The sequence below is a fragment of the Roseateles sp. NT4 genome (genome assembly GCF_051857475.1).
GTDB lineage: Bacteria > Pseudomonadota > Gammaproteobacteria > Burkholderiales > Burkholderiaceae_C > Pelomonas.
This window is the reverse complement of the sequence record NZ_JBPZGZ010000005.1, coordinates 217,635-231,898: the sequence shown is the minus strand read 5'-3', so window position 1 is coordinate 231,898 and position 14,264 is coordinate 217,635. Positions and strand designations below refer to the sequence as shown.

The 14,264-nt window shown below is 60.2% G+C and carries 11 protein-coding genes; 4 read left to right on the top strand and 7 right to left on the bottom strand.

The window, feature by feature from the left end; genetic code table 11:
• Positions 1 to 2: 2 nt before the first annotated feature.
• The 5 genes from ACS5PN_RS26930 to ACS5PN_RS26910 all read right to left on the bottom strand — a co-directional run bounded on the left by ACS5PN_RS26930 (position 3) and on the right by ACS5PN_RS26910 (position 9,209).
• Entirely contained in the window at positions 3 to 296 is a 294-nt protein-coding gene (locus ACS5PN_RS26930) for a hypothetical protein (RefSeq protein WP_439467118.1), read from the bottom strand.
• Between the two features lie 34 nt (positions 297 to 330).
• A complete protein-coding gene (locus tag ACS5PN_RS26925) occupies positions 331 to 1,863 on the bottom strand; it encodes a S8 family serine peptidase (protein ID WP_439467117.1) in 1,533 nt (510 codons plus the stop codon).
• Positions 1,864 to 2,156: 293 nt separating this feature from the next.
• Positions 2,157 to 3,143: a DUF5694 domain-containing protein gene (locus ACS5PN_RS26920; RefSeq protein WP_439467116.1), complete on the bottom strand. Its 987-nt coding sequence runs from the start codon at positions 3,141 to 3,143 to the stop codon at positions 2,157 to 2,159.
• Between the two features lie 361 nt (positions 3,144 to 3,504).
• A complete protein-coding gene (locus ACS5PN_RS26915; protein WP_439467115.1) occupies positions 3,505 to 5,352 on the bottom strand; it encodes a gamma-glutamyltransferase family protein in 1,848 nt (615 codons plus the stop codon).
• A 332-nt stretch (positions 5,353 to 5,684) separates the two neighbouring features.
• Positions 5,685 to 9,209 (bottom strand): S8 family serine peptidase, encoded by a 3,525-nt coding sequence (locus ACS5PN_RS26910; protein WP_439467114.1) that lies wholly within the window; start codon positions 9,207 to 9,209, stop codon positions 5,685 to 5,687.
• Between the two features lie 205 nt (positions 9,210 to 9,414).
• On the opposite strand from ACS5PN_RS26910, the gene ACS5PN_RS26905 reads away from it, so the two are divergent.
• From ACS5PN_RS26905 to ACS5PN_RS26895, 3 genes are all read left to right on the top strand, one after another.
• Complete coding sequence (locus ACS5PN_RS26905; RefSeq protein ID WP_439467113.1) at positions 9,415 to 10,080, top strand: response regulator transcription factor; 666 nt, start codon at positions 9,415 to 9,417, stop codon at positions 10,078 to 10,080.
• The gene (locus ACS5PN_RS26900; RefSeq protein ID WP_439467112.1) at positions 10,077 to 11,747 is read left to right on the top strand and encodes an ATP-binding protein; all 1,671 of its coding nucleotides are present in this window, start codon (positions 10,077 to 10,079) and stop codon (positions 11,745 to 11,747) included. Before ACS5PN_RS26905 ends, ACS5PN_RS26900 begins: the two co-directional genes overlap by 4 nt.
• Before the next feature lie 127 nt (positions 11,748 to 11,874).
• Positions 11,875 to 12,264, top strand: a complete 390-nt coding sequence (locus ACS5PN_RS26895; protein WP_439467111.1) for a hypothetical protein — start codon at positions 11,875 to 11,877, stop codon at positions 12,262 to 12,264.
• Between the two features lie 132 nt (positions 12,265 to 12,396).
• On the opposite strand, the gene ACS5PN_RS26890 is transcribed toward ACS5PN_RS26895, so the two are convergent.
• Positions 12,397 to 13,095 carry a class I SAM-dependent methyltransferase gene (locus ACS5PN_RS26890; RefSeq protein ID WP_439467110.1) on the bottom strand — a complete coding sequence of 233 codons (699 nt, stop codon included), beginning with the start codon at positions 13,093 to 13,095 and terminating at the stop codon, positions 12,397 to 12,399.
• 40 nt (positions 13,096 to 13,135) lie between these two features.
• Complete coding sequence (locus ACS5PN_RS26885; protein WP_439467109.1) at positions 13,136 to 13,534, bottom strand: winged helix-turn-helix transcriptional regulator; 399 nt, start codon at positions 13,532 to 13,534, stop codon at positions 13,136 to 13,138.
• Positions 13,535 to 13,689: 155 nt separating this feature from the next.
• On the opposite strand from ACS5PN_RS26885, the gene ACS5PN_RS26880 reads away from it, so the two are divergent.
• Positions 13,690 to 14,208: a nuclear transport factor 2 family protein gene (locus ACS5PN_RS26880; RefSeq protein ID WP_439467108.1), complete on the top strand. Its 519-nt coding sequence runs from the start codon at positions 13,690 to 13,692 to the stop codon at positions 14,206 to 14,208.
• Positions 14,209 to 14,264 lie beyond the last annotated feature (56 nt).

Here is a 14,264-nt window from a genome sequence, read left to right as displayed (position 1 = left end):
GTTCACATATCCAGGTATGTGACGGGCGGCGCAATCTCTACGCGGTCGATAACGCCCTGCAGCGAGCGCTCCCGCGGCGTGATGTCCTGGGCCAGGAGTTCGCCCTCGCCAGGCGCCCTGACACCAAGAATCCGCTCAAAGCGGACCGGATCGATCATCACGATCACACTGTACATGCCGGCATCGATGACCCGGATGCCCAGGTCCCTGAGCCGCGCAACCGCGTCCCGAATGACCTCCGGAGGAGGTGCATCGTTGCCCAGCGGAACAACTCGGAGTGTGGCGGTGACAGGCATTGCAGCAGACGGTCTGTCTATGGCGGGAGTGTAGTCACACCTTGTTGACGAGGGCCAGCGCCTTGGCCACGTTCACAAGCCCGGCGACAGATCCGGTATTTCCCGGCAAACCGGGTGCCTGGCTTGGGTTTTTACCCCCAATCGAGGTTGGAATCGCCGAGAGCTGAAGTATCTCTCTTACCTTTTTTTGGTCTAATTTATGGCGGACCCCGAGCGCGTTGCCTTTTTGCAGGATGAGCGCGACCACGGCGGCCACCTGTGTCGCAGCGCTGCTCGAGCCGCTCGCGTACACCCAGCCATCATGCGTTCCCAGGCCATCGCCATCCGGATGGGCCGGTAAGCCCAAGATCTGATCATGGTCGCACCCCGGCGGACAGGGCAGTGGCAAATAGACCCCCGCAGGCGCATTGCCTGACAGCCCGCACACGTCCGGCAGATTCCGACCGTTATGGACAGCCCGCTTGGTAAAGGTGCTGGGCGACAACTGCCCGCTGCGCGGATCGGAATACATGCCCCCAACGGCAATGACGTCCGGCATGACCGCAGGCCATCTGAGGTCCTTGTTGCCAACCGCGGCCACCACGATGACACCGCGCCGCATCGCGGCTTCGATTTCGGCCTGCACCACGGTCAACTGCGCCGCATCGCTGAGGTGGTAACCCCAGGCCATACTGATCACATCAACTCCAGCCAAGCTGGCGGCCCTGCAAGCCGCCTGCGGCGCCAGCGTCTGCTTGTAGCCCATGACATCGCACGCCGGCGCAACCGCAAACGCGTTGCTGGCCATCATCGTTCCGTGACCACTGACATCGACATGCGGATCCCGCGACCCAGGAAAGCTCTGCAGCGTGAGCGAATAGGGCTTGTGCGGACGGTTGGTAAAAAAGGGATGCCCGGCAAAGAACCCTGAATCCAGGATTGCCAATCTGATCCCCTGCCCTTTGAACTGCGCATCGCTGCCCTGTTGAGGGACGTGCAGTCGATCAGCGACATCCGCCAGGGTCAGATGCGGAAATGGCGCGGCTGGAGGGTGAGGCGCGGGGAGTGCCTGCAGGTACACCGGCACTGGTGCGAACACGACGTGATCGATCCGAAAGTCGAAGCTCTTTCCTGATACGGCGAAGTCTCGGCCCGCCGACACATACAAGCCAGAGGCCAAGCTCGCCGGCGCACCCTCAGACGTCGCGTGATCCAACCGAAGCTCGGTACCGAACAACCGATCGATCACCCGTACCGGCGCTGAGGCGGTGATGCAGAACTCCCCCACATCGAGAACCTCGCAACCGCGCTGGCTGAGCATCTCCGCGCAGGACACGGCCAAACGGCGATCGACCCGGAAATCACGAAGCTCAAAAGGCCGGCCCGTGGCATGTGCCTCATTGATGGGAATGCCCGAAGCCGTCCTCGGACAGACCGTGAACATCGTCTGCGCTTGCAGCGCCTGCGCGGTCTCAAAAGCCGTTCGATCCGCCTGCACCGCCTGCCGCAGCCCCGGTAAGGCTCGCCGCAGCAGGGTCAGCTCAGCTTCTTGCTCGCGTCGTGTCTCTGGCTCCGGCTCCCACTCCATTCCGATCCCCCGCTGATGCTCGGCAATGGCCGCCGATGGCTCGCACCGGACCCTAACAACAAACCCCGGCGTAGCCCATTGTTGATCACTGCAAGGATCACTTGCATTGCGGCTGACCCGGTGATCCGACGAGACAAAACGCAGGGGGGGCCATCCAAGGGTCGATTGGAGCCTCAGCGGCGAGCCACGCTCAACGCGCGCCGCCGCGGAGTTCGCGGCAGCGACAGCCATTCAGCATTGGCAGTGAAAGCCGTGGGATACCGCTAGACAGGCTTGCGGCCACGCAGAGAGATCTACTTCAGGACTTCCTCGATATCCACGATCTCGACACCCTGAAACTGACCCAGCCAACTGTCGAACCATGGCTTGTGGGAGGCGCCGACGATCGACAGCACGCGAGCGCCTGGCCGCTCGCGGAAGGATTCCCGAATATTTGCGACCATTCTCAAGTTCCGGATCTCCCATCCGGCTACCCACATCTGGGGATAGCCGACGGTCGACTTGGCGCGCAGCTGAGACCGAACGTTGAGATCCACGTTCGCACGCTGATAGCTGGGTAGGTTGATGAGTCGATAGAGCGGCAGCAGATCGTCAGCGTTCGTCAAAGATTCTCTCTTCTCGTCCAGCTCCTTCATCTCGGCGCGACCCGCCTTCCAGGCTGTCGAGATTTCCTTACCGAACGTCTCTTCATCCTGCACATCGGGATTGTCACCCGTGTGATTGTCGACCTGATACACGCGCTGCAGCCCCAGCCGCGCAGCCAAAGGTGCCGCGATCAAGAACACCTCACTTTTGCTTTTTGCGATCGATGCGAGCAACTTGATCAAGCTCTCATCCAGTCCGTCCCCCTCGCGGCGCTCGATCTCAGGAAGCTGAAGCCATTGCGCATAGGCGGATGCACTCTCATTCGCGGCAAGAAACAGAGCGACCAGTCGCCTGCGCTGTGCTGCTGAGGGCTGCGCCGGCAACTCCTTCAAAGCCTTGTTCAATTGCGTTGATGCCGCAGGAGCATCCAAACCAGTCGCCGCCCTCGCCACAGCAGGGTTGGGGCAAAAGTCCGAGACGTTCTTGTACTTCTCGGCGAAGCGAGCGATCAGGTCACACTCTTCGCCCGAGATCTTCTCCACCGTGATGGTGTCCGGCTTGTACGCGGCCAGCTTGTTGAGCAGGTTGTCCAGCGACTGCGGCTTGAAGGCTTCTCGCGTCTCACCCAGATGAATGGTCCCAAGAACCGCGACGTGAGACTTGCGCCCCACCATGTCGCTGTCCAACTTCGTCAAGTCAACCTGGGCCCAAGCCACCAAAGGTAAAGATGCCACCACGGATGCAATCCATCTGATCCGGTGACTCTGCACTTTGAACTTCGGAACGACGGGATCAACTGCAGGAGACGAGAACGCCGTCAAATGACTAAGAGTAGGCATAGCAAAAGAAGAAAAGAAGACGAAGAAGTCATCTTTCCGGGGAACGATTCAATGACCAAGAGATCAGCGATGAAACGCTGAACGGCCCGGACAGAACGCACACTCGAAGGACCGATGGGAGTTGGCAAAAAAATCGCAACTCGTATATCGTCGCAGGAGTGCAATGCCTAGAGTAAATCGGGGCGTGTCGAAGCGCCTGGCGCGTCGCCATCTATCGTCATTCGCCACGCACCACGCCTTCGCGACGCGGATCTGCGCCACCGAGCCAGCCACCCGGAACACGCATTAGCACCTGAAGACCACTGGTCAGGTCGGTCTCGTTGACTTGATGGCCGCGGCTGCGCAGATCGGAGAGTTGCTCGGCCGACAGTGCACCCCTTTCAACCGTCAATGCACCTGAGTTGAAGTGGCCGTAGTTCGGCAGATCAACCGCCTGTTGTACCGGCAGCCCCCATGCCAGCGCACCCGTCACCACCTTGCCGACGTAGTGGATGATGACTGGGCCACCCGGTGATCCGGCCACCATGATGAGCTTGCCGCTTCGGTCGAACACCAGTGTCGGCGCCATACTCGAGCGAGGTCGCTTGCCGGCCTCAACGCGATTCGCCACGGGCTTGCCATAAGCGCCGACTGGGTTGAGAGAGAAGTCAGTCAGCGTGTTGTTCAACATGAAGCCTCCAGCCAACCCGGTACCACCGTCGCTCATGACGCGACTACCAAATACCGACTCGATGCTGGTGGTCATAGCCACAGCGTGACCTTCCTCATCGACGATGCTGATTTGGCTGGTTCCCGCCTCAAGTTGCGCGGCTTGTGGCGCAAAAGCTTGCCTCACCGTCCCAGGCTGTCCGGCGCTGGCCACGCCCATCGCCTTCACTCCGATCAGCGCCCCACGCTGCTTCAGATAGTCCGGCGCGAGCAGATTGAGCCAGTCTCCGCCTGGCGCACTCACGAAGGCTGGATCCGCGATGAACTGTGCCCGGTCCGCAAAGGCGAGCTTGGCGGATTCCGCATAGGCATGCATCCAGTCCACCGTGATGCCCTTGGATGAGACTGCCGTTGGCTGGGTCTCGAGAATGCCCAGAATTTGCATCAACGTCAGATGACCAGACGTGGGCGGCCCAAAGCCGCAGATGCGATAGCTGCGCCATTCATTGCACAGCGGAGGGCGAGCAAGCGCCTTGTACGCAGCCAGATCCGCCGTGGTCAGCAGCCCGGGGCGACCATGCCCCTGCACGCGCCGCACGATGTCTTCGGCCACAGGACCTTCATAGAAGGCCTTGGGACCTTGCTTGGCAATGCCGCGCAACACGGCCGCATAGGCCGGGTTCTTGAGGACGGTTCCTACCGGCTTGGCCGCACCATTGCCGTCGAACAAATAAGGACCCGCTTGCGGGTCTGTGCGCAACGCAGCTTCGGCAGAGGCCAGTTCAAAAAGGCGCGGACTGATCGTGAAGCCCTGTTCCGCCAGGCGAATGGCGGGCTCAAAAAGCCTGGACCAGGCAAGCTTGCCGTGTTGGCGATGGCCTTCTGCCAACATGGCCAGCACCCCAGGGGCACCGGTGGACAGACCACTCATGATCGCCTCACGCATGGGCAGGGGCTTGCCATCAGCTTTGAGGAAAAGCTCCGGCGTAGCCGCTGCCGGCGCCGATTCACGGCCGTCAAGCGTCTGCACCTGGCGGCCATTCCAATGCATCAGGAAGGCGCCGCCAGCAATCCCACTGGATTGCGGTTCCACCAGGCCTAGTACGGCCTGCACCGCCACGGCAGCGTCCAGCGCAGAGCCACCCGCTCTCAAAATCTCAACGCCAGCATCGACAGCCAGCGGGTTGGCCGCTGACACTACGAACCGCTTGGCAGGAGCCGTCAAACTACCCTGCTTTGCGATCCGCGTCGTTGCCGCCTCTGGCTGCTGAACCGCCTCAATCGGTGGCTGCGCTTGCGCAATCAGCGAGCCGTATAGGATGCAAAGCATCCCCATCAAGACACACGGGCGGCGCTTCTTCTGCATCGGCAATCCAAGTCTTTCCAAGCACCGCGTGACCGCGGTCTTCAGGAGCAAATTAAGTGGCTTCCGAACCGAGGGGGAATTTCCCACCTCAAAAACGGATCGCCCAACGTACCGTGCTCAGGCCCGCTTTTTCAAGCGTCGTCATCGCGGGCCGGTACAACCGCAGCGCAACGCACCTGCACGGCCACGTCGATCCAGCTGGAAGGCTATCTGGGCAAACCTGATCGACCAACTACGAGATCTCGTCGAAACCGCACTGATTTCATGCTCAAGCAACTGGCACCGACGCTCCGGTTGTGCGACTGAACGCGACGGCCAATGCTCACGAGGCATGGCTGGCACCCACTTAAAGCTGCCCGCCACAGAGTCCAGAGTCGGTTGCCCTAGTTCGACGACCGGAACGCACGGATCACCGTCTGCTCAACGGCGTTGCCAGAGATATCACGCGCTTGCGCTCGCAGCGAGACGTAAGAGCCCGGCGGCGGAGGTTCGAGCATCGCAACCCACTGCTGCTTGCTGTTGCTCAGCTGCACGCGCTTCCAAGTCCTTCCATCGTCAAGCGATGTTTCCATCATCAGGCTGCCGATGTACGGGGGTTCAGGGGAGGTTGCCAACGCCCCCTTCACGTCGATCAACAACAACTTCTTGTTGTCCGCAGACACGCCTTGAAAACCAGGAAGAGCAGGCCGCGGCTTGAACGACAAGGTCAGCAGAGGTAGATGTTCGCCATCAAGGTTCTCCACTTTTGCAGACTTGAATGTCCAGGAGGATTTGACCTGTGGCGAGAGTGAGAACATCTCTTGAGTGGCGGAGACTTCCAAGTGATAGGTTCCGAGTTCGGGAGGCACGGCCACTCTGAACCCGGCGTTATTCGGAAAATCCAAGCGAAGCGCATTGGACTGATCGCCCTCTCGATAGAAGACAGCGTGTGTATTGAGGTCAAATCCATTCGGGCCCACCCGAATAGAGTAGCCGCTGCGCCCGTCACCGTCGCCGAACATCTCAGGGGTGAACGTCATGACATTTCCTGCTCTATAGGCGCCACCACCGATATCACTCGACGTTGTCAGCTTGAGCGGGATCGACTGAAAGGTAGGCTCGAAGACGGGAAAGTTGATTCGCTCGGCGTAGCGCTTCCCTCGCTGATAGGTTCTAACAGGGCCATGCAAGTAAGTACGATATCCCCAGTCTTTTTGGACGTTGTCCATCTTCAGCCACCGGTTCCAAGTCACCGCAGCAACGTTACTGTAGTAGTACTCCATGCGCCGCGAGGAAAGTGCCAAGGTCGGAGTAAATGCCTCCATCATGAAGTACTCGTCGGGGCCCGTCGCGCCATTGATATCGGTCTCGATCTTCGTCAACGGCGAAAGCGCTGGACCGTAATCCACTTCGACGGCGCTGCTCGCGTTCAGCGGCATCGCAAAATCACCCGTCGGAAGTTGACCAGGAATCGACCACAGCGACGCGTAGAGTTTCACGCCATCCTTACCTCCTTCGTCAATCCACTTGACTCCAAAGTTGCCCTTGATCTTTCGCGGATCTGGTTGCCCTAGTGAATAGACGTTTTGAAACGCTTGCTTCTTCACGTCATCAAATGTATGCATCGAAGTAGAGAAGTTCCACGGCGTTCTGACAAAGGAGGAAAGATTTCGCCCAAACGCCCGCGCTGAAGATGATGGTGGCGTTGCGCTCAAAGGCCTTGCAAGGCGCGCATCAAAGTCAATCGTTAGGGGTCCAGTGATTTGCAAGTTCGCGTACGAGAACATCGTCGGCACACCTGCATCTGGCCCGCTCGACAACCCAGCAGAGCTTGTTAGCCTCGGTCCGCCAACCACCGGCGGGATCAGTTCTGAAATCACAGAATACTGGCCTGCCGGCAGTCGTGCCTTATCGCTGCCCTCTGCGCTACCCATGAACAGTAGAACCGGATCAGTTGACGGCGCATCTTGCCGAATCACCATAGCGAGATAGCTGGTACCGCGAGAGCCGTCCACATTCGTATGCTTAAGCGTCACGTCGTAGGCCTCAGACTCACGCTCAATTGCGATAGGTGTGAGGTGGGTGTGTCCGGCGTGCGTCGCTACGAGCGCACCGCCCCAAACGCCGTTGGCGGCGTTCACTCTGGTGTCAACAGTCACTTGAACGCTCGCTGTTCCTCCAGCAGGGATGGACAACGCAGAGGGTTCCAACTTGAACATGCCCGCCGGTGCGCTCGCGCCGTTGGCCGAACGCACCGACAAAGCAATAGAAGCCGTGATTGGGAAGCCGCCGGTGTTGCGATAAGTCACCGTTCGCTGAATCGGAACGTTGTCGCCATGCGGGTACGTGGCCGTTCCGAGGCTCAAAACCTGAGGCTCCGCCACGAGCAAGGTACCGACTGCAGCGGCGGCGTCTACCCTACCCGCCCCCTGCTCAAACGGCGTGAGCGCTGCATTGGGCCTAGCGCTGCCAATCAATGCTGACTTGAGTTGCATCACGCCCCACTCTGGATGCTGCTGACGCAGGAGCGCTGCAGTTCCCGCTACATGGGGCGCCGCCATAGAAGTTCCGCTTAAAGCCGTGTATGAAGCACCGACAGGATTTCCGATATCGGTCCCAGCGGCCCGTGCGGCGACGATCCCCATGCCCGGAGCAGTGATCTCAGGCTTGATAGCCTTGTCGCCCACGCGGGGCCCACGACTCGAGAACGGAGCAATCTGATCGGATCGATCGACGGCACCTACGGCCAGCGCCTCGTCGGCGCTGGCAGGGGAGCTAACCGTCGAGGGTCCGGGACCGGAGTTTCCTGCAGAGATGACGAACAGTGCGCCATAAGTGTTGGTGAGCCGAGAAACGGCCAACTTCAAGGGGTCCGGACCAGGCGCATCCTGATGACCAAGGCTCATGTTGACGATCCTGGCCCCCCTGTCAACGACCGCCCATTCCATGCCGGCGAGGATGGCGGACTCTGGACATCCGGAAACCTCGCAGACCTTAGCGGCGATCAGCTGCGCATTCGGCGCCACGCCTTTGTAGCGTCCGGATGACGCTGCTCCCGTGCCTGCAATGGTGGACGCCACGTGAGTCCCGTGCCCCACCTTGTCGCCATCCGCCTCCTGAGTGAAATTCTGTTGGGCGATGACCTTGCCGGCCAGATCGGGATGCGCGCTGTCAACCCCGGTGTCGACCACTGCGACGACAACTCCGAGGCCAGTCAGACCTTGCGTCCACGCCGTCGTCGCGCCGATCTGGACAGCACTCCTGTCGAGTGTCGGCTTGAGCTTGCGATCAAGCCAGACTTTTTGCGGCGCGGTCTGGGAGGAAGAGACACCCAAGCCTGGCTGGCTCGCACTGGCAATCAACTCCCTCCAAGCCTGAGCCGCGTTGGACTTTCGTACGCGAGCGGCACTTCCTCCAACACTAGCCAGTGGGCGCGAGACACTCGCCGCGATCACCGCGGACCCGGCACCGGTCTGAGAAGCCGACCCGGAGAAAGATGACAGAGACGCGCCATTAGCAGCGGTGACGATCAATGGCAGATCGCTACGCTTTGCGTCGTCATATCCGTATTCCAACAAAGCGCTCAAGTTGAACAGCTGCCGGTCCAGCCTTCCCGATGCGATCAGCGCTTGAGCATCTTCCGGAATCACATAGATCTCGGTCGCAAGCCCAGGCACGGACTTCTGGAGCGAGATGAACTTGATCGACTCTCGGCCTACCGCCGGCTTGACCTTGAAACTTTGCCCAGCTCCCGCGCCAACCTCAATGACATCGCCAGTAATGAGTGTCACCGAACGGGCAGCTTTGATGAGCTGCGCGCTGGCCTGTCCAGTCGCACTTAGCGCAACAGCAGCCATGATAGATACGGCGCCTATCATCACTCTTCGGCGACATAGATTGATCGAAGATGGACTGATCACATATCGCATGTTGACTCCTGTCTGTCGACTGAATTGAAGTCGTGCGGACCACCGCAGCGACCAACGATCGCGGCTCCTTGCCGCATGGCGCGGCAATGTATGCAGAGGATTTCGCGAGCGCATGAAAAACGCATTAAGGTGAGCCGCTACCGCCGTACTCAACAAGCTCGCAGCGCTCTATGCTCGATCTCTACGTCACTTCGTCGAACGCAACATGCCCAACCTGCTGCTCCTTGAAGACGATGTCCAGCTCGGAGCGACATTGACGAGAGTGCTGACGCAGTCGGGCTTCTTTGTCCATTGGCGCCGCCTGGCGCGCGATGTGTCGCAGGCCGTAGCGCAGTGCAGCCCGACTTTGGTCATCCTTGATCTGCAGTTGCCAGACGGCAGTGGACTGGATGTGCTTCGAAATCTGCGGGCCGAAGGACACGCCATGCCGGTCCTGATGTTGACCATACGAGATTCCGTAGGAGATCGGGTGCAAGCCCTGGACGAAGGTGCCGATGACTATGTCCTGAAGCCCTTCGCCACCGCTGAGCTGATCTCCCGCATCCACGCATTGATCAGACGATCTGCTGGCCAAGCGGCTCCCGTCTGGACGATCGGCGCGTTGAGCATTCATCCGCAGCAACAGTGGGCCAAACTCAATGACAGGCTGTTGGAGCTATCACCGAGGGAGTTCCAACTTCTTCATGCACTCGCCCGCAACGCAGGTCGGGTGCTGTCTCGACCTCAGCTTGAAGCTGCCGTATCACACAATCCAGAGAGGATTGGCAGCAACGTTCTTGACGTTCATGTCTTCAATCTGCGCAGGAAGATCGGCGAGTCGTTCATTCGCACCGTGCGCGGCGTGGGCTACATGCTGCAAAGCGATGCATGAACAAGACATCGTCAATCGCCTTTCGGCTGCTATGCATTCAGGCCGCGACGGCAACGGCATTTGGCATCGCCGCACTGATCCATACCGCAGCATCAATACAAGAACGACTTGACGGCCGTCTGATCGGCCTGTCAAAGACATTGCTCGTTCCGGTTCCCGTGGACCTCAAAGTGTCTGGTCTGCCAGCCCCACTGGTCTCCATGCTGCAGGATCCGCTGATCGCTCAACGCGCCAAAGGCGTTCTTGCTGAGGCCGCCCTGCGTCACGCCGTCGACAGCGCCGTGGAGTTTGGCATAGAGCAGCCCAGAGTCCTCTTGCAAGTGATCGACACCGCGGGACGTTTGTACGCAAGCAGCGGTGAAGACGGCAGCGCGCCCTTGATCCCCCACGATCAGACATTTCCGCCCTCCCCCCGCCTTAACGCTGAAGTCGCTGCCGAGGCAGCCCGGCAGGAATGGCGCGGCAACGGCAGCGCCACAACCCGCGCTTTGCCGCCGGACAGCCGGGGCAAGCCGGCCAATGACCCTCCAGCGCTGACACACCAGGTTCCGATCGCCATGAACGAAGCGACCAAGGCTTCACGCGGAGACAGCTTGGAGATCAGAGACGTTGTTGAGAATGGCCAAGCCTGGCGCGTGCTTCGACAGCGATCGGGTCTGGGCTGGGAGACGCAGATTGCCGAGCCTCTCGCATGGAGACGGCAAGCCATGCTGGTGAGCCTTCACCGGCCGCTGACACAGGCAGCAGCAATGCTCGCCGTTTTCATGCTGCTGAGCTGGATCACCGCACGGATCGCATTTTCTCCGGTGCGCGCCCTGGCCGCGGAGGTTGCCCGTCGTCATTCGCATGAGCTGGAGCCGCTGCAACCACCACGCAACTACGCCGAAACAGTACCGCTGGTTCAGGAAGTGAACCGCCTCATGCAGCGCATGCGCCAGCTCATCGCTGGCGAGCGCGACAGGCTCGCAGACGCAACGCACCAGCTGCTGACGCCGCTGGCAGCGCTGGAGCCTCAGGTCTTCGCGCTAGCAAACGCCACAACGCCTTTGCGACGGGCAGAAGCTTCCAGGGAGCTGTCCGCGGGCATACAGCGAGCGTCCTCGTTGGTTCGCCAGCTACTGCTGCTGGCGCGCGCCGGCGGCAGCGAAGACCTGCTTTCGCCGGTGGAAAAAGACCTTGTCCCCCTGATCCAGGCGCAACTGGCGGCTTTTGCTCCACGAGCGTTTGAGAGCGGCATAGATCTTCAGCTCGACGCCCCTAAGGCACTGGTCGGACTCATTCATGAAGATCTCCTGCAGGCCGCTTTCGAGATCATTCTGGACAACGCCATTCGTCATTCGGGAGGGGATCGACTGCATGTCAGAGCAGGCGTGCAACAGCAATGGATGGAGGTGACTTTCCTCGACAACGGGCTTGGCGTTCCGCCACAGTACGCGGATCTGATCGGGAATCGCCATTTTCGCGTCCCGGGAACACAGGGCGTCGGCAATGGACTGGGGTTGGCTATCGTGGCTCGCGTCGTGAAGATCCACGATGGGACGGTATCGTTCGGGCCAGGCATCGATGGTCGCGGATTGCAGGTGGCCCTGCGCTGGCCGCAGGAGCCACATGCGGCGAAGAAGCAGGTTTCTTTCGGAGTGCAGGTCTCGTCGCAGTCACCCTACTAACTCTCGTGCTTGTGGCCAAGCGATCCACCGCCTAGATTTCGCGACCTTCACGCCGATGGCATCCATCCTCTCAGGGCTCAGCCTGCAAGCGGATGAGCCGGCCTGACTCCCACGCGAATACAGCCACATGCGAATGCCCACCGTACTCAAGATTGGACTCGATGCCAGCCAGATCGACTTGCGCACACTGCCTGGAGTAACGGAAGACGACATCAGGCGGGGCGGCCAGGAAGCTGACCGCGAGCTGGCGTTGGCGGGTTTCAACGTCAGCACCTGTGCCCTCTTCCTCGCAGACAAAGAAGCCCTCGCGCTGAAGCAAAAGCTTGCCGAGCACTCATACGACTGCATTGTCGTCGGGGCTGGACTGCGCACACTTCCCGCTCACACCGTCCTTTTCGAGCGGGTGATGAACATCTTGAGGACGCAAGCGTCCTCCAGCAGCATCAGCTTCAACACCGGTCCGGAAGACACTCTGGCGGCGGTGCAGCGCAGCCTTGGCGATCAGGCGAGCGTCTAGATTTCGCTGCTGAACCCTCGATGCGAGGGTGGCGACTCCAGCCCGCCCCAGAAGAAGCGTCGATCGTCATTGGCAAGTCAGACCTAAGTACCCTAGACGTCGATCTTCTTGCGTCCGACTCACTAGTCCAGGCTACTTCGCTATCGATATCAAGATCGCGCCGTCATCCGAAAACCCGTCCTCATCCACTCGCATGAGGATTGCATCAAGCCCGACTCGCCAACGCCGCGCATCGTCGACCAAGGCCAGCTGTTTGTCAGCCAATGAACGAACGAAGTCCTTGCCCGGATAGCGGAGCTGGAGCAGGTGTTCGACATGAATCTGCCGCGTATGAAGACCGTCAGCTTGCAATGGCCGAAGCAGCTGGATGGCGCTCATGCAGTCGTCATGGATCATGCCGGTCGTCCTGTCAATGGCCTTGCACCAGCGATCGAAATCGTCAGCAACGGCCTGACTTGGAATGCTCCAGTCATACCAGGGATCCAGGATCACCACGCCAAGACGCGCCGCACGCAACGCCTCCAGCAGAGCCATCGACCAATTCGCGATGTGATGCGCCGTGTACGAGAACACCACCAGGTCGAAAGATTGATCGGCATACGGCAGAACTTCCGCCGACCCCAACCGAACTTTCAACCCCTGCTGCCCCGCCCGTTCAATAGATTGAGGGTCTGGATCAATGCCCTCTGCGGCGTACCCCTGAGCTAGTGCGAGCTGAAGAAAGGTCCCACCGCCGCATCCCACCTCGAGGATGGTTCGAGGCTCGAACGTCGCGATCTGGCGCATCATCCGGTCGCGGTAAAAAGAATGCGGGCGAGACGAACTGTTCATGCTTGTTCCTGATGCCTTACTTTGAGCGGACCGCGGCGCACTACGACGGACTGGGGAGTTCCACATTCGCCGCTCGCGGAAGCGCTGACTCGCTCCATTGGCGAGCAGAAATGGGGTCCAGCCAGCTCGCTGACTTTTCTGTCTTGGATCCCAAGGAAGCACTTCGCGTGCTTTTGCTCCAGCGCGCCACCTCCTCAAGCTTTTGCAGCAGTTGCTCAACCTCGGGCGCAATCAAATAGGCGACGGGTCCGTCACTCTGGGCACCCGCCACGCGCTTGATCAAAGAAGCCTGGATCAGATTGGTCAGGCAGCGTGCAAGCTCTCTATTCGAGATCCCACCGACCTTGCGCTGAAGTTCACGAAAGCGGCTCGTACCACCCGCGAGATAGAGCGTTTCGAGGACCAGGAAAGTCCAGCGCCCTGTCAGCGCAGACGACACCCAGTTGACGTCCTCCGCACAAGACTCCCCACCACAGACCAGCTCAGCCGGGCGTGACGGGACAGGTGCCGATGAGGGCTGGTCGGTTGCCATTTGGTTACCGCCCCTGCATCGCCGCATCATGACGCCGCCTCCTCAGTTCTCCGACACATTTCATGCCGCTTCTCCGCACCATCGCTTCGATCACCTTCTTTGCCATGACCGCCAACGCAATTGCCGCCCCTGCTTCCCGTCCCACTGCGGCTTCGCAAGCGTCCCAGTTGACGCAGCGAATCGCAGCCATCGAAGACACGCGAGCCGTCATCGACGCGCTCTACCGCTTCGGTACGGGTCAAGACCTGAGGGATGCCGACCTTTTCAGATCGGCGTGGGCTGCGCAAGCCGAACTCGATTTCGTACAGCCGGCGAGCCGGCTGGGCGTCAAGTTGACCCCTTTCCGGGGGCGCGCCAACATCGTGCAATCGATCATGTCTGCGGTCAGCGGCCTGACGACGTCGCACACGGTGACGAATCCCCGCGTGACCCTCGAGGGGGACACCGCAAAGCTCTTTGCATTGGTAGAGGCCCAGCATTTGCCAAAGGGCGATCACTCTCGCAACCTCATGTTGAAGAATTTCTACTGGCGACCTGGTGCGCGAAGACGGCATCTGGAAGATCAAGAAGATGCGGATTGAAAACGCATGGCTCCAAGGGGATCCCAAGGTTCTGTTCCCGGATTGAGATGCCCAAG